Genomic DNA, 19,130 nt, shown 5'->3' on the forward strand with positions numbered 1-19,130 from the left:
CGGTTGACGGGGAATGTAAGGAACCGAGATGTCCAGCATAATTAACTCCGCTATGAGCGGATTGAGTGCCGCGCAGGCTGCATTAAGCACCACCAGCAATAACATCACTAATTACACTGTGGCGGGCTATTCGCGTCAAACCACTATTTTGGCGCAGGCTAATAGCACGTTGCAGGGCAGCAGCTATTACGGCAACGGTGTAAATATCAGCGGTGTGCAGCGTGAATATGATGAGTTCATCACATCACAGTTGCGAGGCTCCAGTGCGACTTACAGCGCGGTTAATACGCAATATAATCAGATTTCAAATATCGATGATCTGCTGTCGACCTCAACCACCAGCCTGTCGACGTCTATTCAAAGTTTCTTTACCAACCTGCAGAACGTGGTGAGCAACGCAGATGATCCTTCTGCGCGCCAATCCATGCTCAGTTATGCTCAGGGTTTGGTCAATCAGTTCCAGAGTACTTCTCAGTACCTGACCAACATGCAAAGCAGCGTTAATACCGATGTCACCTCAAGTGTTGATCAGATCAATACTTACACGACGCAGATTGCCGATCTAAACAAGCAAATTGCCAAACTGACTACCGGCAATGGCGATGCGCCTAATAACCTGCTCGATCAACGCGATCAGTTGGTCAATGACCTGAATAACGTCGTTGGCGTGACAGTTTCACAACAGGATGGCGCTTACGTGGTGTCCATGGCTAACGGCCTGACGCTGGTGAATGGCAACAAATCCACTGATTTAGTGGCGATGAATTCCAGCAGCGATCCAACCCGCACCACCGTGGGCTACGTCGATAAAACCGCGGGCAACGTTGAGATTCCAGAAAAATTGCTGACTACCGGCTCGCTGGGAGGAATATTAGCGTTCCGTACTCAGGATCTTGATCTGGCACAGAACCAGCTGGGGCAACTGGCGGCGGCGTTTACCACCAGCTTCAACGAAGTGCATAAAGAAGGTTTTGACAGCAACGGCGATCAGGGTGTGGATTTCTTTAACATCGGCAGCCCGACCGTATTGAGCAACAGCAAGAACAGCCAACCTGGCGCGACCGTGACAGCGGAGTGGAGTGACAGCAGCGCGCTGAAAGCCTCTAACTACACCGTAAGTTATGACGGCACAAACTGGACCGCTACACGCGCGTCTGACAATGTAAAAATCAGCTTAACGCCTGTGACCTCTGGCACCGACACTACGCTGAGTTTTGATGGCCTGACCCTGAACGTAAGCGGCACTGCGGCAAAAAACGACAGCTTTGTCGTGAAGCCAGTGCAAAACGTTATCGCGGGTATGTCGGTAGCGATCACTGATGAAACACAGATTGCTGCTGCGGGTGCCACTGGCGGTGAAAGCGACAACCGTAACGCGCAGAAACTACTGGATTTACAAGATGCTAATGTGGTGAACGGCAACGCGACATTGGCACAGGCTTACGCCAGTATCGTCAGCACCGTGGGGAACAAAACCAGCTCGCTGGAGACCGCCAGCACCACGCAGGAAAACGTAGTGAATCAGCTCACCGATCGCCAGCAATCTGTTTCCGGCGTTAACCTCGATGAAGAGTACGCCAACCTGACTAAGTATCAGCAATATTACATGGCGAATGCGCAAGTGCTGCAAACCGCCAGCGCCATTTTTGATGCCTTGATGAGCATCCGCTAAGGGTAGAGAACACTATGCGTATCAGTACCAACATGATCTTTAACCAGCAGGTGCGCGGTATTACCGATTCGCAATCTTCCTGGCTGAAAGTCGGCGAACAGCTTTCCAGCGGTCGCCGCGTAACAAATCCTTCTGATGACCCTATTGCAGCATCGCGCTCGGTAGTGTTGTCGCAAACGCAGGCGCAAAGCAGCCAGTATGCTGTGGCTCGCACCTTTGCCAGCCAGGGTTTGTCGATGGAAGAGAATGCGTTAAGCAGCGTGACGAGCAGTATTCAGGATGCGCAAACGCTGATTGTTTATGGCTCAACCGGTACCTTGAGTGATGACGACCGTGGCTCAATCGCAACGCAGCTGGAAGGAATACGTGCACAGTTGCTCAATCAGGCTAACAGTAAAGATGGTAATGGCCGCTATATCTTTGCCGGATATAAAACGGACAGTGCCCCTTTTGTTGATGATGCTACGACGGGCGTGACCTATGCCGGTGGAACTGACGCTATCACGCAGAAAGTGGACAGCAGCCGCACAATGACGGTTGGCCATACGGGTGATGATATTTTTATGTCAATCACCGGCAACTCCACGGCAGAGCCAGACGGTAGCGCCAGTGAAACCAATCTGTTTGCCATGCTGGACAGCGCCATCGCTGCCCTGAAAGTGCCGCAAGCTGATGCAGATGAGGCGACCCAAAAGACATTTCAGGATGCAATGGATAAAACCAACCGTGGTTTGAGCAACTCCCTGAACAACGTATTGAGCGTACGTTCTACGATTGGTACGCAGCTCTCCGAGCTTGATACGCTGGATGCACAAGGCGACGATCGCGACGTGATTTACAGTACCCAGATGAGTGACTTAGTTGACGTTGATTACACTCAGGCGATCTCTAGCTACACCATGCAGCAGACTGCACTTCAGGCAGCGTATAAGACCTTTACTGATATGTCTCAGCTGTCGCTGTTCCAACTGAATTCCTAATCTGACCTGCAAATTTAAGCGTACTTTAACCGGATGCGCTTGTTTTCTCCCACGGCCTTCACAAGAGGCAGTGGGATTTTTTTTATCTGTGATTTCATGTGCCGCGCCACGTTGTAAGCAATAAAAAACCCCGGCAGGTGCCGGGGTTGGATTTAATGCATGTGTAATGCTTACGGCTTGGTGGCCGGCGCGGTCGACTGGTGAGTTGCGCTGTGACCGCCAGCGGAACCTCTTCCGTCAAACTGGTAAGTCGGACGTACCCAGTCGCTATGACGAACAGGCTCTGGCTGCCAAATTGGCGCAGGTGCCTTGGTCATCGGCGCAGAAGCGAAGTGCTTCCAGCGAGTGCCATCGTTTGGCACAGCAGGGGCGCTATCACGCGCTGCGACTGGTGCATGCGGTTCGCTTACTGGCGTAACGTCTGCATCCGCTGCAACTGGCGCATTCAGCACTTCTTCAACCTGTGCTTCAAGGCGCGGACTGACTTCAACGGCTGAATGCTCAGCAATCTCTGCTGGCTGCTCAGTGGCCGGGGCCGTGAACGCAGTAGAACGTTCGGTTTCGGTCGCTGGCTCAGAAACTGCATCAGAAACTGCATCAGGTTGCTGTACTGAAGGCGCTTCAACCACCGGAGCAGCGGGTTTTGCCTGCTCAGCAATGACTTCTGCTTTGGCTTCTGCAGCAGCAGGAATCACTGAAGGCTCTTCATTAACTGGCGCTTCGATAGCCGTGGTGTCATCTGTATTCACGATGGCAACCGGGGTTTCGGCTTGTGGTTCAGCGTATTGAACCGGCTCCTGTTGTGGTGCAACGGCTTCAGTTGATTCAACTGCAGCTGGAGTTGCCATTGCAGCGGCCGTTTCCTGACGGCTGTAATCTGGCGCTTCGTTCTGAGTATCTTGTGTCGCCAGCTCTTCATTAGCCTGACTGACAGGATAACGCACCCAAACTTTACCTGAAGCCATTTCCGGTGAAGCTGCAGCAGCTTCTAATGGCATAGCAGATTGCGTTGGATAACGCTCATCACGATAGCGACGACGACGCTGTCCACTTACACGCAGATGGCGCGGTGAGCGACGTGAACGGCGCGGCATGTTGTTGCTGTCACGGCCTTCGGTATCATCCAACTGCTCTTCTACCTGGGGCGCTTCAATCAGCGGTTGAACCTGGCGCACTTCTTCTTGCTTGACTGGCGCTTCAGCCTGAACCAGCGGCTGCTCGATGGCATCACCCACACGCACTTTCTGCGTAAGCTGACGCGGTTTACGACGCGGCAGCACCTGTACGCGCTCATCTTCCAGCGCTTCGGGAGCTTCAATGATGTCAACCGATGCAACTTCAACAGGTTTTGGCGCGTCCTGTTGGGCACGTTTCTCTTCCTGACGACGACGCTGGCGCTCGGCACGCTGCTCACGGCGTTGCTGCTGCTGCTCATCACGCTGCTGGCGTGCTTCATCGCTCAGGACTGGACGCTCTTCGCGCACGTCGTTCGGCGTTGAAGGACGCTTGTTGCGGCGATTATCACCATTGTTGTCACGCGGCTCACGGTTTTCACGCGGTTCGCGATTCTCACGCGGTTCACGGTTTTCGCGCGGTTCGCGGTTATCACGCGCTTGCGCATTATCACCGTTACGCGGCGTACGCTCGCGACGATTGTTATTACGACGGTTATTACGACGATCGCCGCGCTGATTACCGTTTTCATCGTCACTGGCTTTTTTCGGCTCAGTTTCGGTTTCAACAGCAGGTGCAGGCGCAGCGGCAGGCGTTTCTTCACCGGCAAACAGCTTTTTAAGCCCACCAAACAGGCGACCCAAGAAACCGGTGCTGGCTGCTGCGTTTGCTTGCGCTTCTGGTGCCGCTTTAACCGCGGGTTTCGCTTCTGCAACTGGCGCTGCAGGCGCAACTTCAACAGGCGCTGGTGGTGCATCTGGCATCACGAAAGCAGCAAGAGCAGGCTGCTCTGGACGACGGCGTTCAGCATGTTCTTCTTCAGACGGCATCGCCATTTCTGCTTCATGCAGCTTTGGCAAATGATAACTAAGGGTTTGTGTCTCTTCGCCAGTACGGACGCGCAACACGGAATAGTGCGGTGTTTCCATCCGATCATCCGGGACGATAACCGCACGCACGCCACCCTGACGCTTCTCAATAGCATTAACCGCTTCACGTTTTTCATTCAGCAGGTAAGAGGCAACCTGAACCGGAACAATCGCGTGAACTTCTTTGGTGTTGTCTTTCAGCGCTTCTTCTTCAATCAGGCGCAGAATAGAGAGTGACAGCGATTCGTTATCACGAATAGTGCCGGTACCGCTACAGCGTGGGCAGACGTGATGACTGGATTCGCCCAATGACGGGCTCAGGCGCTGACGGGACATTTCGAGCAGGCCGAAGCGTGAAATATGGCTGATTTGAATACGGGCGCGATCCTGGCGAACTGCTTCACGCAGGCGATTCTCAACCGCGCGCTGATGGCGAACCGGGGTCATATCGATGAAATCGATAACAATCAGGCCACCAAGGTCACGCAGACGGAGTTGACGCGCAATTTCGTCTGCGGCTTCAAGGTTGGTGTTGAAGGCGGTTTCTTCGATGTCACCACCACGCGTTGCACGCGCTGAGTTGATGTCAATCGCGGTCAGCGCTTCGGTACTGTCGATAACAATCGAACCGCCTGATGGCAGACGCACTTCGCGTTGGAAAGCGGACTCGATCTGAGACTCAATCTGATAATGGCTGAACAGCGGGATTTCACCGGTGTACAGTTTAATTTTACTGCTGAAGTCTGGACGGCCCAGCGCAGCGATATGCTGACGTGCCAGTTCCAAAACTTTTGGGTTATCGATAAGAATTTCACCGATATCCTGGCGCAGATAATCGCGGAAGGCGCGCACAATCACATTGCTTTCCTGATGAATCAGGAACGGAGCAGGGCGACTGTCAGCGGCTTTTTTGATCGCTTCCCAGTGCTTGATGCGGAAGCTGAGGTCCCACTGCAGCGATTCGGCTGATTTGCCGACACCAGCGGTACGCACAATCAGACCCATGTTTTCTGGCAGTTCCAGCGCTGAGAGCGCTTCTTTCAGCTCAGTGCGATCGTCACCTTCGATACGACGCGAGATACCACCCGCACGCGGGTTGTTGGGCATCAGTACCAAATAGCTGCCCGCCAGAGAGATAAAGGTGGTTAACGCTGCGCCTTTATTGCCGCGCTCTTCTTTATCGATCTGAACGATCACTTCCTGGCCTTCACGCAATACGTCTTTGATGTTCGGACGACCATGTGAGTTGTAACTGGCTGGGAAGTATTCGCGGGAAATTTCTTTTAGAGGGAGGAAACCGTGACGTTCAGCGCCGTAATCGACAAACGCAGCTTCAAGGCTGGGTTCAATACGGGTGATTTTACCTTTGTAGATATTGGCCTTTTTCTGCTCGTGTCCGGGACTTTCGATATCCAGATCGTACAGACGTTGACCGTCAACCAGGGCAACGCGCAACTCCTCCTGCTGAGTTGCGTTTATTAACATTCTTTTCATCGTGACTTACTCGTTATTCTTTCATGAGTGATTAAAGCTGCGGGCATAGTTACCCTGGACGAGTATCAACCGATGGCCCCGTGACTGAGTGCAATGTCGTCAATCTCACGGTTGTCGACCGCGCGGGGGGCGCAAATAACGTCGGTGGCCTGTTTTTCATAAGGAATAACAGCACCAGATAGTGGAAATGCCAGAGAGAATTTGAAAACCCGTGCATTCCAAACTTCTGTCCAGGCCGCAACCCGCAGCCCGCTAAGTGCCTGATTTCGCATTACGTCTTACGCCATTGCTGCGTGTCTGCTCAATCCGGCAAAATGACTAATTTCGCTGTTTTCTGCCTTGAAACTCTCAAGGTAAGAAACTTAAGCATTATTCCATTGCTAACCTTCATATAGCAAGGCGACTTTAACAGCCTGATAAAGTTTCTTTACATTTAACTCGCTAATATGGCGGGTGATTAGGCGCATCGTTGAAAAAAACAGCATCCGATTCGCTTAAACCAGCAACACGAAAGAGTTAAGCACAGAAAAAGGGGTGGCGCTATCTGGGGACACTATTTAGAATCGCCGCCATGAAAACAGAGAATCCTGGCGTACACTTTGTCGCCATCACGGCTGAAAATGCCGGTCAAAGAATTGATAACTTTTTGCGCACCCAACTCAAGGGTGTGCCAAAAAGCATGATTTATCGCATCGTCCGTAAAGGTGAGGTGCGGGTAAACAAAAAACGTATCAAGCCCGAATACAAACTGGAAGAGGGCGATGAAGTGCGTATCCCGCCCGTACGCGTGGCTGAGCGTGACGAAGATGCGGTCTCACCCAAGCTGGCAAAAGTGGCGTCGCTGGCCGACGCCATTTTATATGAAGATGACTATTTGTTGGTGATGAATAAGCCATCAGGAACCGCAGTGCACGGCGGCAGCGGCTTGAGCTTCGGCGTAATTGAAGGTTTGCGTGCGTTGCGCCCGGAAGCGCGCTTCCTTGAATTGGTTCATCGTCTTGATCGCGACACGTCCGGTATTTTGCTGGTCGCCAAAAAACGTTCAGCGCTGCGTTCGCTGCATGAGCAGTTGCGTGAAAAAGGCATGCAGAAAGATTATCTGGCATTGGTGCGTGGCAACTGGCCTTCGCATCTGAAAGTGGTGCAGGCGCCGCTGCTCAAAAACATTTTACAAAGTGGCGAACGTGTTGTGCGGGTGAATGCAGAAGGTAAACCCTCAGAAACGCGTTTCAAGGTTGAAGAGCGGTTTGAGTTTGCAACATTGGTTAAGGCCAGCCCAGTAACGGGAAGAACCCATCAGATTCGTGTACACACGCTGCATGCTGGACATCCTATTGCGTTTGACGATCGCTACGGTGAGCGTGATTTTGATAGCCAGCTGGCATCGACGGGGCTGAAACGCCTGTTTTTGCACGCGGCTGCGCTGACGTTTACGCATCCTAATACTGGCGAAATCATGCGAATGGAAGCGCCGCTGGATGATGGATTAAAACGTTGTCTGGAGAAGCTGCGTCAGCAAAAAAGCTGACGCATTGGGCATCAGTCCAGCAAGGGATTGATGCCTGCCTCTCGCAACATCGCGTTGAGCGCAATAAGCGGTAAGCCAATTAACGTATTTGGATCGCGTCCTTCAAGACGTTCAAATAAACAAATCCCCATCCCTTCACTTTTAAAACTGCCTGCGCACTGAAGCGGCTGTTCTTTCTTTATATAATTTGTGATCTCATCGTCACTTAAATCACGGAAATGTACGATAAACGGTTCGCAACACTGGATTAAACGTTGGCTGCTGGGATGGTATAACGCTAAACCTGTATAAAAGGTTATGCGATTACCGCTGGCTGCGCGTAATTGATTATGCGCATTTTCTACGGTATGCGGCTTGCCAGTAATTTCTCCATCTAACACACAAACCTGATCTGAACCGATAATCCAGTGTTCAGGATAGGTTTCTGCCAGCGCCTGGGCTTTTGCCACTGCAAGACGTTTCACCAATGTTTCGGCGTTTTCTCCGGGTAACGCTGTTTCATCAACGTTGGGTGAATCGGTAACAAAGGTCAGACCGAGTTTGGTTAATAACGCCTGACGAAAGGGTGAGGTGGATGCTAAAAGAATCGATGCCGTCATTTTTTTTCAATATTGATAGCGAATTGGTGACAGTCATTTTAAACTGTGTGCCGCACTGGATGCGAATAGTGGTTGAAAGATGCTGTAAACCGGCCTTTTTCTTTGACTCTATAAGATTACAAAGTTAATATGCGCGCCCTATGCAAAAGGTAAAATTACCCCTAACGCTGGACCCCGTCCGCACCGCTCAAAAACGCCTTGATTATCAAGGTGTGTACACACCTGTACAGGTGGAGCGCGTGGCCGAGTCGGTCGTTAGTGTGGACAGTGATGTAGAATGCTCCATGTCGTTTGCGGTAGACAACCAACGTCTGGCAGTACTGACTGGTACTGCTGATGTACAAGTGACGTTGCGCTGCCAACGCTGCAACCAGGTGTTTCCGCATCATGTCCACGTAAGCTATTGCTTTAGCCCTGTTTCTTCTGAAGAGCAGGCCGAAGCGTTGCCGGAAGCGTACGAGCCGGTCGATGTCAACGAGTATGGTGAAATCGATCTGTTGGCCGTCGTTGAGGATGAAGTGATCCTCGCGCTGCCTGTCGTTCCGGTGCATGATTCTGAACACTGTGAAGTGTCCGAGGCGGACATGGTCTTTGGTAAATTGCCTGAAGAGGTCGAAAAACCAAACCCATTTGCCGTATTAGCCAGTTTAAAGCGTAAGTAATAGGAGTAAGGTCCATGGCCGTACAACAGAATAAACCCACCCGTTCTAAGCGTGGCATGCGTCGTTCGCACGATGCGCTGACCACTGCAACTCTGTCAGTAGATAAAGTTTCTGGCGAAACTCATCTGCGTCACCACATCACTGCGGATGGTTACTACCGCGGTCGCAAGGTTATCGTTAAATAAGACTTGCGCTTAGCAAGGCGATACCTTGACACGTTTGACCCTGGCGATTGATGCCATGGGCGGGGACTTCGGTCCTTGCGTGACAGTGCCTGCAGCATTGCAGGCACTGGCCTCTCATACGCAATTATACCTTCTTCTGGTCGGCAATCCCGACACCCTCATGCCATTGCTTGCCAAAACGGATTCCTCCTTACTGGGGCGTTTGCAGGTCATTCCTGCCGAATCGGTTATTGCAAGTGATGCGCGGCCCGCTCAAGCCATCCGAAACAGTCGCGGCAGCTCAATGCGCGTGGCGTTAGAATTGGTAAAAGAGGGGCGTGCGCAAGCCTGCGTCAGTGCGGGTAATACCGGCGCATTGATGGGTCTGGCAAAAATGCTGTTGAAGCCGCTGAAGGGTATTGAACGTCCGGCGCTGATGTCTGTTTTACCTCATCAGCAGCAGGGCAAAACAGTGGTGTTAGATTTAGGTGCCAACGTTAATTCAGACAGTGCAATGTTGGTGCAATTTGCGGTGATGGGCGCGGTAATGGCGGAAGAGGTGCTTGGCATCAATAAACCCCGTGTAGCGCTTCTCAATATTGGTCAGGAAGAGACCAAAGGGCTTGAAAGTATCCGCGAAGCAGCGGAAACCCTAAGAGAAACCCCGCAAATAAACTATATTGGTTACCTTGAAGCTAACGAACTCCTCACGGGCAAAACGGATGTGCTGGTGTGTGATGGTTTCGTCGGAAACGTCACGTTGAAGACTATGGAAGGCGTGGTAAGAATGTTTCTTTCGCTGCTCAAATCATCAGGCGAAGGCAAAAAGCGGTCATGGTGGTTGAAGTTGCTGGGACGTTGGATCCAAAAACGTCTGGCTAAGCGCTTCGGACATCTCAACCCCGACCAGTACAATGGCGCTTGTCTGTTAGGATTGCGCGGGACAGTGATCAAAAGCCATGGCGCAGCCAATCAGTATGCGTTCGCCGTGGCGATAGAACAGGCAGAGCAGGCGGTGCGGCGGCAAGTTTCAGAACGAATTGCTGCGCGCCTAGACGCTGTATTAGCCAGGAGTGACAAAGCCTAGATGTTTACCAAAATTATCGGTACGGGCAGTTATTTGCCCAGCCAGGTTCGCACAAATGCCGATCTGGAAAAAATGGTTGAGACTTCGGACGAGTGGATTGTTACCCGTACCGGCATCCGTGAGCGCCGCATTGCAGCGCCAGATGAGACTGCTGCAAGCATGGGTTCACAAGCTGCCCAACGTGCGCTTGAAATGGCGGGTGTTGAAGCCAATGATGTTGGACTGATTATCGTCGCCACAACATCGTCCAGCCATGCTTTCCCAAGTTCAGCCTGTATGATTCAGCAAATGCTGGACATTAAAGACTGCGCAGCTTTTGACCTTGCTGCAGCATGTGCAGGTTTCACATATGCGTTGAGCGTTGCCGACCAGTACATCAAAAACGGTGCAGTTAAGCATGCGTTGGTGATTGGTGCTGATGTGCTTGCACGTACTTTGGATCCCAACGATCGCGGCACTATTATTCTGTTTGGTGATGGCGCTGGCGCGGTCGTTCTCGGACCGAGCGAAGAGCAGGGCATTATTTCAACCCATCTGCACGCTGATGGTCGCTATGCTCAGTTGCTGACCTTACCCTATCAGGATCGTGCGAAGCAGGATCAACCCGCCTATCTTACGATGGCAGGTAATGAAGTCTTTAAAGTTGCGGTTACTGAGCTGGCGCATATCGTTGATGAAACGTTACAGGCCAATAATCTCGATCGTGAGATGCTCGACTGGCTGGTGCCCCATCAGGCAAACCTACGCATTATTAGCGCAACGGCGAAAAAATTAGGTATGACCATGGATAAAGTGGTCGTAACACTGGATCGCCACGGCAACACCTCTGCGGCGTCGGTGCCAAGCGCACTTGATGAAGCGGTACGCGATGGCCGTATCAAACCCGGACAACTCATTCTGCTGGAGGCCTTTGGTGGCGGTTTCACCTGGGGCTCTGCGCTGGTTCGCTTTTGATTGACAGGAACTGAAAATGACGCAATTTGCTTTTGTTTTCCCAGGTCAGGGCTCACAATCTGTGGGTATGCTGGCTGATTTGGCCGCAGCCTATCCGCTGGTGGAAGAGACTTTCCGCGAAGCGTCTGACACGCTGGGCTACGACTTATGGCAGCTCGTTAGCCAAGGTCCGGTCGAAGAACTGAATAAAACCTGGCAAACACAGCCAGCGCTGTTGGCGGCATCGGTCGCTATCTATCGCGTATGGCAGCAGCAGGGCGGTGAGCAACCGGTTTTGATGGCAGGGCATAGCTTAGGTGAATACTCTGCGCTGGTTTGTGCTGGCGTACTGAATTTTGCCGATGCCATTAAATTAGTTGAGTTGCGTGGCAAGCTGATGCAAGAAGCTGTGCCGGAAGGTACGGGAGCAATGCAGGCGATTATTGGTCTGGATGATGCGGCAATCCGCCAGGCGTGTGAAGAAAGCGCGCAGGGACAAGTTGTTTCGCCAGTAAATTTCAATTCGCCAGGTCAGGTTGTTATTGCCGGCAATAAAGAAGCCGTTGAACGTGCTGGTGCGGCATGCAAAGCTGCAGGCGCTAAGCGTGCGCTGCCTTTACCGGTTAGCGTCCCTTCGCACTGTGCGTTGATGAAGCCCGCTGCTGATAAATTAGCCATTGCGCTGCAAGACATTACCTTTAATGCACCGTCTGTTCCGGTTATTAACAACGTAGATGTTAAAGCTGAATCGGATGCAGATGCGATTCGTCATGCATTAGTTCGTCAGCTTTATAGTCCGGTACGCTGGACAGAAAGTGTCGAGGCGATGGCATCTCAAGGCGTAACACAGTTAATGGAAATGGGTCCAGGTAAAGTCCTGACCGGTTTGACCAAACGTATTGTCGATAGCCTGACTGCTGCAGCCGTTAACGATACTGCCTCGTTAAAAAGTGCGCTAGGACAGGAATAAGAGGAATAACATGAGTTTTGAAGGTAAAGTTGCGCTGGTAACCGGCGCGAGTCGCGGCATTGGCCGTGCGATTGCGGAAACCCTGGCGGCACGCGGTGCTAAAGTGGTTGGAACCGCAACCAGCCAAAGCGGTGCCGATGCAATCAGTGCTTACCTTGGTGACAACGGTAAAGGTCTGCTGCTGAACGTGACAGACGCCGCATCGATCGAAAGCGTTTTAGAGAAAATTCGCGCTGAATTTGGCGAAGTGGACATTTTAGTCAATAATGCAGGCATTACGCGTGATAATCTGCTGATGCGCATGAAAGACGATGAGTGGCAGGATATCTTAGATACCAACCTCTCTTCCGTCTTCCGTCTTTCCAAGGCGGTTTTGCGTGCCATGATGAAAAAACGCGTGGGCCGTATAATCACCATTGGTTCCGTTGTTGGGACCATGGGTAACGCGGGCCAAGCAAACTACGCTGCAGCAAAAGCGGGTTTAATTGGCTTTAGCAAATCACTGGCGCGTGAAATCGCGTCACGTGGCATTACGGTCAACGTCGTGGCACCGGGCTTTATTGAAACGGACATGACGCGGGCACTGAACGAAGATCAACGTTCTGGTATTTTGGCGGAAGTACCTGCAGGTCGCTTAGGCGACGCGCAAGAAATCGCCAATGCTGTTGCATTCTTAGCCTCTGACGAAGCAGCCTACATCACGGGTGAGACGCTGCACGTCAATGGCGGCATGTACATGGTCTGATAATCACGAAACCATTTGCATTATTTGCGGGAAAAACCGCAAAATAACGTAAATCGTGGTTAGACCAGCCGGGATTTTGTTGCATCTTTTTCAACATTTTATACACTACGAAAACCATCGCGAAAGCGAGTTTTGATAGGAAATTAAATAGTATGAGCGATATCGAACAACGCGTTAAGAAAATCATTGGTGAGCAGCTGGGTGTGAAAGAGGAAGAAGTAACCAACTCTGCATCTTTCGTAGAAGACCTGGGTGCCGATTCTCTTGATACCGTTGAGCTGGTTATGGCTCTGGAAGAAGAGTTTGATACTGAAATTCCAGACGAAGAAGCTGAGAAAATCACCACCGTTCAGGCAGCGATCGACTATATCAATAGCCACAAAGCCTAATGAATACCGTCAGGCGGTCACTCGACCGCCTGAGTTTTATGTTTGTCCCACATAGTTCTTTTTTCCCCTCCCTGGAGGACGAACGTGTCTAAGCGTCGTGTAGTTGTGACTGGTCTTGGCATGTTGTCTCCTGTCGGCAATACCGTAGAGTCTACCTGGAGTGCTCTCCTTGCCGGTCAGAGCGGCATCAGCCTGATCGACCATTTTGATACTAGTGCCTACGCAACACGCTTTGCGGGCTTAGTGAGAGATTTTAATTGTGATGACTACATCTCGCGCAAAGATCAGCGCAAGATGGATGACTTCATCCAATATGGTATCGTTGCTGGCATTCAGGCTATGCAGGACAGCGGTTTAGTTGTAACCGATGAAAATGCTGGTCGTATAGGTGCGGCAATTGGTTCCGGAATTGGTGGATTGGGGTTGATCGAAGATAACCACACTTCACTCGTAAACGGCGGCCCGCGTAAAATTAGTCCGTTCTTTGTACCTTCAACCATTGTAAACATGGTGGCGGGACATTTAACCATCATGTACGGCCTTAAAGGCCCTAGCATCTCTATCGCAACGGCATGTACGTCTGGCGTACATAACATCGGTCATGCTGCGCGTATCATTGCGTATAACGATGCTGACGTTATGGTGGCCGGCGGTGCTGAAAAAGCCAGCACACCGCTTGGTGTTGGTGGATTCGGTGCGGCGCGTGCGCTCTCTACTCGTAACGAAAACCCGCAAGCGGCAAGCCGCCCGTGGGATAAAGATCGTGACGGTTTTGTACTTGGCGACGGTGCTGGCATGGTCGTTCTTGAAGAGTATGAGCATGCTAAGAAGCGTGGCGCTAAAATCTATGCGGAAGTCGTCGGCTTTGGTATGAGCAGCGATGCCTATCATATGACCTCTCCGCCAGAAGATGGCGCTGGTGCTGCTGCCGCTATGGTAAATGCACTGCGTGATGCACAACTCTCACCAGAGCTAATCGGCTATGTCAACGCACACGGCACCTCTACGCCAGCGGGTGATAAAGCGGAAGCGCAGGCAGTGAAATCTGTATTTGGTGAAGCAGCGAAAACCGTCATGGTGAGCTCAACTAAATCAATGACAGGTCACTTACTGGGTGCTGCAGGTGCCGTAGAGTCAATTTATTCGATTCTCGCACTGCGTGACCAGGTAGTTCCACCAACGATTAACCTCGATAACCCGGATGAAGGCTGTGATCTCGATTTCATCCCACATACGGCACGTCAGGTAAATGGTCTGGAATATACCTTGTGCAACTCCTTCGGTTTTGGCGGTACCAACGGTTCGCTGATTTTCCGTAAAGTTTGATCTACCTGCTCTGCTAAAAAGGCCCGCAATGCGGGCCTTTTTTTATATTTAGTCACGCTCTGGTACTGATCACATCTTTCTGAATCGTTAAGATAGAACAAACAGGCAACCGGAGGATGATGGATGTGGATTAACGGTATCGAGCAAAATCAGCTTCCTGCCAGTGATCGTGCGGCACATTTCGGCGATGGGTGTTTTACCACCGCTGCTATAAAAAATGGGCAAATCCTGCTATTAGAACGGCATTTACAACGGTTAAAAGAGAGTTGTGAACAGCTGTGGCTTTACGATGTGGATTGGCAACAGCTCGAAAATGAGATGCGCAATGCTGCTCAACGTCAGCAGCAGGCGGTATTAAAAGTGATCATTAGCGCGGGCGTTGGCGGGCGGGGCTATAGCCGCATCGGTTGCGGTAAGCCTACGCGAATAATAGCCTTGTCGCCTTGGCCACAGCACTATATTCAACTGCAGCAGCAAGGTGTAAAGCTTGCTATTAGCCCCATTAACTTAGCGCGCAGCACACAATTTGCCGGGCTAAAGCATCTTAACCGCCTTGAGCAGGTGATGATTCGTGCTCATCTTGACCAGACAGATGCGGATGAAGCCTTGGTGCTTGATACTCAGGGCTGGGTAGTGGAATGTTGCGCGGCCAATTTATTTTGGCGAAAAGGTGAGGCTATCTTTACCCCGACGCTGGAAACGTCTGGCGTTAACGGAATTATGCGCCGCTACCTGCTATCGCAACTGAGTGCAGCAGGCCAAACGTGTCAGGTAGTTCAAAGCAAGCCTGCAGAGATTTTAGCGGCAGATGAAGTGATTATTTGTAACGCGTTAATGCCGGTTTTACCGGTCAGACAGATAGATGCGGTGAACTTTAACCAACGCACACTGTTTAACCAGTTGCAGAAAAGCTGTAAAAAAATGGAAGAAACATGAGCCGAAGTAAAAAAATTCTTACCGGAACAGTGATGATTTTGGGTCTCGCGGCTGCCTTTAGTTACTGGCAGGTTAAACAATTTGCGTCGACCCCTTTAACGTTGCATCAGGAAACCATCTATACGCTGCCGGCAGGCACTGGACGAGTAGCATTAGAAGCGCAGCTTGAAAGCCAACACATTATTCCGCACAGCATCTGGTTTGGTGCGTTGCTTAAGCTGGAACCCGAATTAGCAACCTTTAAAGCGGGAACTTACCGGCTAGAGCAAGGCATGACTGTGCGCAGCTTGCTGCAGCTATTAGCAAGCGGTAAAGAGGCGCAATTTCCTCTACGGTTTGTTGAAGGGCAGCGGCTCAAGGAATGGTTGAGTGCGTTACGCACGGCGCCCTATATCAAACACACTTTACAAGACGATCAGTTCGCGACATTAGCCGACAAGCTCAAGGTTGAACAAAGTCAGCTGGAAGGTGGTTTTTACCCGGATACCTATCTCTATACTGCAAACACGAGCGATATGGCGATACTTGAGCGGGCACATACGCGAATGAGTAAAACGACGGATGAAGTGTGGAAAGGGCGTGCGGACAATCTGCCTTATAAAAACCAGCAACAGCTGGTCACCATGGCTTCGATCATTGAAAAAGAAACGGGCGTGAGCGAAGAGCGCGCCCGAGTCGCTTCAGTGTTTATCAACCGCTTACGGACTGGCATGCGTCTGCAGACCGATCCTACGGTGATTTATGGGATGGGTGATAACTATACCGGCACTCTGACCCGTAAAGATCTCGATGCACCAACCGATTACAATACCTATACCATTAACGGTTTGCCGCCAGGGCCGATTGCGATGCCAAGCAAAGCGTCATTAGACGCAGCGGCACATCCAGAAAAAACCAATTACCTCTATTTTGTTGCTGATGGCAAAGGCGGGCACACCTTTACCACCAATCTCGCTAGCCATAATCGTGCCGTTCAGGCTTATCGGCTCGCGTTGAAGGAAAAAAATGAAAAGTAAGTTTATCGTCATTGAAGGTCTTGAAGGCGCCGGTAAAACCACCGCTCGTAATGCGATTGTTGAGACGCTGCGTGAGAAAGGTATCCAGGATATTGTTTTTACACGAGAGCCAGGCGGAACACCTTTAGCTGAGCAGTTGCGCGTATTAGTTAAGCAAGGCATTGAAGGCGAACAGGTTACAGATAAAGCAGAATTGCTCATGCTGTACGCAGCCCGCGTTCAGCTGGTTGAAACGGTTATCAAACCAGCCTTAGCGCGTGGTGCCTGGGTTATTGGCGATCGGCACGATCTCTCTTCCCAAGCTTATCAGGGCGGTGGACGTGGTCTTGACGTTGAGCTAATGCATACCTTACGCGACGCGGTGCTGGGTGATTTTCGTCCCGATCTGACATTGTATCTGGATGTCACGCCCGAGATTGGTTTACAGCGTGCGCGTGCGCGAGGCGAGCTGGATCGCATTGAACAAGAATCGCTGCGATTCTTTGAACGTACCCGTGAGCGCTACCTCATGCTGGCTGAAAACGATCCCACAATCTTAAGCGTAGATGCGACTCAACCCCTTAAAGAAGTGACCGCGTCACTTAAGGCGACGTTGTCTTCCTGGTTAGCAGGGCAATCCGCATGAGTTGGTATCCCTGGCTGAATCAGCCTTATCGTCAGGTCATCAGTCAACATCAGGGGGGCCGCGGACATCATGCGCTGTTAATTCAGGCGATTGATGGCATGGGTGATGACGCCCTGGTGTGGGGAATGAGTCGCTGGTTGATGTGCCAACAGCGAGAAGGGCTTAAAAGTTGTGGTCATTGTCACGGCTGTCAGCTAATGCAAGCCAATACGCATCCTGACTGGTATCGGCTGGAAGCGGAAAAAGGCAAAAGCACGCTGGGCATTGATGCGGTTCGGCAGGTAACCGAAAAAATGTACCATTTTGGTCAGCAGGGCGGCGCGAAAGTCGTCTGGTTACCTGATGCCGCGCAATTAAGTGAAGCAGCAGCGAATGCCTTACTCAAAACCCTGGAAGAACCGCCCGCGAACAGCTGGTTTTTCCTAACGAGTCGTGAACCTTCTCGCTTATTAGCCACGCTACGCAGTCGCTGCATGACGTTGCATTTATCGCCTCCTGATGAAGCGCAAAGTCTGCAATGGCTGAAAAAACAGTCGCCGCAAAACGATGAATTACTGTTATCGGCGTTGCGTTTAAGTGCGGGCGCGCCTGCAGCTGCGATGACGTTACTGGAGCCGAGCCGTTTACAGGCGCGTCAAAAACTCTGTGATGGATTAGCTGGCGCGCTCCAGCAAGATATATTGCAATTGCTATCCGTGCTCAACGGGGATGATGCAGCTGTGCGTATTGGTTGGTTGTTGTCGTTACTGTTAGACGCCATGAAGTGGCAGCAAGGCGCAACCCAGTGGTTGAGCAATGTTGATCGTCAGGATGTGGTCGCGCTATTGGCGCAGCACTTTTCTGCCAGTGCTCTTAACACCAGCGCCCGCGACTGGATGCAATGTCGTGAACAGCTTTTGCATGTGGCTGCCGTTAACCGCGAATTACTGTTAACCGATTGTTTATTAAGCTGGGCTGATAAACTTAAGCCTGCTCTGGTCGGCTAAAACCAAACGAGAAAATGTATGTTTATTGTTGATTCCCATTGCCATCTTGATGGCCTGGATTATGAGAAAAACCATCGCGATCTGGATGATGTGATCGCTAAAGCCGCAGCGCGTGACGTCAAGTTCATGCTAGCCATCGCTACCACACTGCCTGGCTTCCACACGCTTAAAGCGCTGGTCGGCGATCGTGAAAATATTGCGCTTTCCTGTGGTGTTCACCCACTCAATCAGGAAGATGCTTACGATGTTGAAGAGTTTCGCCGTCTGGCTGCTGACCCGCGCGTCGTCGCATTGGGCGAAACAGGGCTGGATTACTATTATCAGCAAGAAACCAAAGCGCAGCAGCAGCTTTCGTTTCGCGAACATATTCGTACCGGTATTGCACTGAACAAACCGATTATCGTGCATACCCGCGATGCGCGTGAAGATACGTTGGCGATTTTGCGTGAAGAGCAGGTTGAGCGCTGCGGTGGTGTTCTGCACTGCTTTACTGAGGATCAGGCTACAGCGGCCAAACTGCTCGACATGGGTTTTTATATTTCCTTCTCGGGCATCGTGACATTCCGTAATGCTGAACAACTTCGCGAAGCCGCGCGCTATGTCCCTTTGGATCGTATGCTGGTTGAGACAGATTCTCCCTATCTCGCGCCGGTGCCATTCCGTGGCAAAGAGAATCAGCCCGCTTACACCCGCGATGTCGCTGATTACCTTGCCGTGCTTAAAGGGGTCGATATTGAAACCCTGGCAGTCGCGACGACCAAAAACTTCTCTGACCTGTTTCATATTCCGATGAGTCGTCTGGTCGATTAGTCCTTTTTATTTTATACGCTGTAATTAATCTGTATCACGCCAGGCTGGCCTTGAAAATTGTGACAAGGCCAGCTTTTTATCGCCTATAATCCGCGCGAGTCAGTAAGAAATTCCTTAAAGCAGAGCGATCTGTTTCTGGAAACGTGATAGCCGTCAAAGTACCCGT

The 19,130-nt window shown here is 51.3% G+C and carries 18 protein-coding genes; 16 read left to right on the forward strand and 2 right to left on the reverse strand.

Annotation, left to right across the window (positions count from 1 at the left end; translation table 11 throughout):
* Positions 1-28 precede the first annotated feature (28 nt).
* A complete protein-coding gene (flgK, locus tag SC127_RS19600) occupies positions 29-1,672 on the forward strand; it encodes a flagellar hook-associated protein FlgK (protein WP_332627632.1) in 1,644 nt (547 codons plus the stop codon).
* 14 nt (positions 1,673-1,686) lie between these two features.
* Positions 1,687-2,652 (forward strand): flagellar hook-associated protein FlgL, encoded by a 966-nt coding sequence (gene flgL, locus SC127_RS19605; protein WP_215847077.1) that lies wholly within the window; start codon positions 1,687-1,689, stop codon positions 2,650-2,652.
* Between the two features lie 170 nt (positions 2,653-2,822).
* On the opposite strand, the gene rne is transcribed toward flgL, so the two are convergent.
* Positions 2,823-6,188, reverse strand: a complete 3,366-nt coding sequence (rne, locus tag SC127_RS19610; RefSeq protein WP_332627634.1) for a ribonuclease E — start codon at positions 6,186-6,188, stop codon at positions 2,823-2,825.
* A 571-nt stretch (positions 6,189-6,759) separates the two neighbouring features.
* On the opposite strand from rne, the gene rluC reads away from it, so the two are divergent.
* The gene (gene rluC, locus SC127_RS19615; protein ID WP_215847075.1) at positions 6,760-7,716 is read left to right on the forward strand and encodes a 23S rRNA pseudouridine(955/2504/2580) synthase RluC; all 957 of its coding nucleotides are present in this window, start codon (positions 6,760-6,762) and stop codon (positions 7,714-7,716) included.
* A gap of 11 nt (positions 7,717-7,727) precedes the next feature.
* Here rluC and SC127_RS19620 read toward each other — a convergent pair whose 3' ends face one another.
* Positions 7,728-8,315, reverse strand: a complete 588-nt coding sequence (locus tag SC127_RS19620) for a Maf family protein (RefSeq protein ID WP_215847074.1) — start codon at positions 8,313-8,315, stop codon at positions 7,728-7,730.
* Between the two features lie 140 nt (positions 8,316-8,455).
* Here SC127_RS19620 and yceD point away from each other — a divergent pair, with 140 nt between their 5' ends.
* From yceD to SC127_RS19685, 13 genes are all read left to right on the forward strand, one after another.
* The gene (gene yceD / locus SC127_RS19625; protein ID WP_215847073.1) at positions 8,456-8,977 is read left to right on the forward strand and encodes a 23S rRNA accumulation protein YceD; all 522 of its coding nucleotides are present in this window, start codon (positions 8,456-8,458) and stop codon (positions 8,975-8,977) included.
* Between the two features lie 14 nt (positions 8,978-8,991).
* Positions 8,992-9,162: a 50S ribosomal protein L32 gene (gene rpmF / locus SC127_RS19630; RefSeq protein WP_013025362.1), complete on the forward strand. Its 171-nt coding sequence runs from the start codon at positions 8,992-8,994 to the stop codon at positions 9,160-9,162.
* A 25-nt stretch (positions 9,163-9,187) separates the two neighbouring features.
* A complete protein-coding gene (gene plsX, locus SC127_RS19635; protein WP_332627638.1) occupies positions 9,188-10,228 on the forward strand; it encodes a phosphate acyltransferase PlsX in 1,041 nt (346 codons plus the stop codon).
* On the forward strand, positions 10,229-11,182 hold the full coding sequence (locus SC127_RS19640; RefSeq protein WP_332627639.1) for a beta-ketoacyl-ACP synthase III: 954 nt from the start codon (positions 10,229-10,231) through the stop codon (positions 11,180-11,182).
* Between the two features lie 16 nt (positions 11,183-11,198).
* The gene (fabD, locus tag SC127_RS19645; protein ID WP_215847070.1) at positions 11,199-12,131 is read left to right on the forward strand and encodes an ACP S-malonyltransferase; all 933 of its coding nucleotides are present in this window, start codon (positions 11,199-11,201) and stop codon (positions 12,129-12,131) included.
* Positions 12,132-12,141: 10 nt separating this feature from the next.
* Positions 12,142-12,876 carry a 3-oxoacyl-ACP reductase FabG gene (gene fabG / locus SC127_RS19650; protein WP_215847069.1) on the forward strand — a complete coding sequence of 245 codons (735 nt, stop codon included), beginning with the start codon at positions 12,142-12,144 and terminating at the stop codon, positions 12,874-12,876.
* A gap of 152 nt (positions 12,877-13,028) precedes the next feature.
* Entirely contained in the window at positions 13,029-13,265 is a 237-nt protein-coding gene (gene acpP, locus SC127_RS19655; protein ID WP_215847068.1) for an acyl carrier protein, read from the forward strand.
* A gap of 84 nt (positions 13,266-13,349) precedes the next feature.
* On the forward strand, positions 13,350-14,591 hold the full coding sequence (gene fabF, locus SC127_RS19660) for a beta-ketoacyl-ACP synthase II (protein ID WP_215847067.1): 1,242 nt from the start codon (positions 13,350-13,352) through the stop codon (positions 14,589-14,591).
* Between the two features lie 123 nt (positions 14,592-14,714).
* Entirely contained in the window at positions 14,715-15,527 is an 813-nt protein-coding gene (gene pabC / locus SC127_RS19665) for an aminodeoxychorismate lyase (protein ID WP_332627641.1), read from the forward strand.
* Positions 15,524-16,543, forward strand: a complete 1,020-nt coding sequence (gene mltG / locus SC127_RS19670) for an endolytic transglycosylase MltG (RefSeq protein ID WP_332627642.1) — start codon at positions 15,524-15,526, stop codon at positions 16,541-16,543. The genes pabC and mltG overlap by 4 nt, the downstream gene beginning before the upstream one ends.
* Positions 16,533-17,168 carry a dTMP kinase gene (gene tmk, locus SC127_RS19675; RefSeq protein ID WP_243078155.1) on the forward strand — a complete coding sequence of 212 codons (636 nt, stop codon included), beginning with the start codon at positions 16,533-16,535 and terminating at the stop codon, positions 17,166-17,168. The genes mltG and tmk overlap by 11 nt, the downstream gene beginning before the upstream one ends.
* A complete protein-coding gene (gene holB / locus SC127_RS19680; protein ID WP_332627644.1) occupies positions 17,165-18,154 on the forward strand; it encodes a DNA polymerase III subunit delta' in 990 nt (329 codons plus the stop codon). The genes tmk and holB overlap by 4 nt, the downstream gene beginning before the upstream one ends.
* Positions 18,155-18,172: 18 nt before the next feature.
* Positions 18,173-18,964 carry a metal-dependent hydrolase gene (locus tag SC127_RS19685; RefSeq protein ID WP_332627646.1) on the forward strand — a complete coding sequence of 264 codons (792 nt, stop codon included), beginning with the start codon at positions 18,173-18,175 and terminating at the stop codon, positions 18,962-18,964.
* Positions 18,965-19,130 lie beyond the last annotated feature (166 nt).

The sequence above is a fragment of the Pantoea sp. T14 genome, assembly GCF_036663535.1.
Classification (GTDB): Bacteria; Pseudomonadota; Gammaproteobacteria; order Enterobacterales; family Enterobacteriaceae; genus Pantoea; species Pantoea phytostimulans.

Bases quoted from the DNA above. Each gene is read 5' to 3' on its own strand.
- flgK (WP_332627632.1), top strand. From the start codon at position 29: ATGTCCAGCATAATTAACTCCGCTATGAGCGGATTGAGTGCCGCGCAG.
- flgL (WP_215847077.1), top strand. From the start codon at position 1,687: ATGCGTATCAGTACCAACATGATCTTTAACCAGCAGGTGCGCGGTATT.
- rne (WP_332627634.1), bottom strand. From the start codon at position 6,188: ATGAAAAGAATGTTAATAAACGCAACTCAGCAGGAGGAGTTGCGCGTT.
- rluC (WP_215847075.1), top strand. From the start codon at position 6,760: ATGAAAACAGAGAATCCTGGCGTACACTTTGTCGCCATCACGGCTGAA.
- SC127_RS19620 (WP_215847074.1), bottom strand. From the start codon at position 8,315: ATGACGGCATCGATTCTTTTAGCATCCACCTCACCCTTTCGTCAGGCG.
- yceD (WP_215847073.1), top strand. From the start codon at position 8,456: ATGCAAAAGGTAAAATTACCCCTAACGCTGGACCCCGTCCGCACCGCT.
- rpmF (WP_013025362.1), top strand. From the start codon at position 8,992: ATGGCCGTACAACAGAATAAACCCACCCGTTCTAAGCGTGGCATGCGT.
- SC127_RS19640 (WP_332627639.1), top strand. From the start codon at position 10,229: ATGTTTACCAAAATTATCGGTACGGGCAGTTATTTGCCCAGCCAGGTT.
- fabD (WP_215847070.1), top strand. From the start codon at position 11,199: ATGACGCAATTTGCTTTTGTTTTCCCAGGTCAGGGCTCACAATCTGTG.
- fabG (WP_215847069.1), top strand. From the start codon at position 12,142: ATGAGTTTTGAAGGTAAAGTTGCGCTGGTAACCGGCGCGAGTCGCGGC.
- acpP (WP_215847068.1), top strand. From the start codon at position 13,029: ATGAGCGATATCGAACAACGCGTTAAGAAAATCATTGGTGAGCAGCTG.
- pabC (WP_332627641.1), top strand. From the start codon at position 14,715: ATGTGGATTAACGGTATCGAGCAAAATCAGCTTCCTGCCAGTGATCGT.
- mltG (WP_332627642.1), top strand. From the start codon at position 15,524: ATGAGCCGAAGTAAAAAAATTCTTACCGGAACAGTGATGATTTTGGGT.
- tmk (WP_243078155.1), top strand. From the start codon at position 16,533: ATGAAAAGTAAGTTTATCGTCATTGAAGGTCTTGAAGGCGCCGGTAAA.
- holB (WP_332627644.1), top strand. From the start codon at position 17,165: ATGAGTTGGTATCCCTGGCTGAATCAGCCTTATCGTCAGGTCATCAGT.
- SC127_RS19685 (WP_332627646.1), top strand. From the start codon at position 18,173: ATGTTTATTGTTGATTCCCATTGCCATCTTGATGGCCTGGATTATGAG.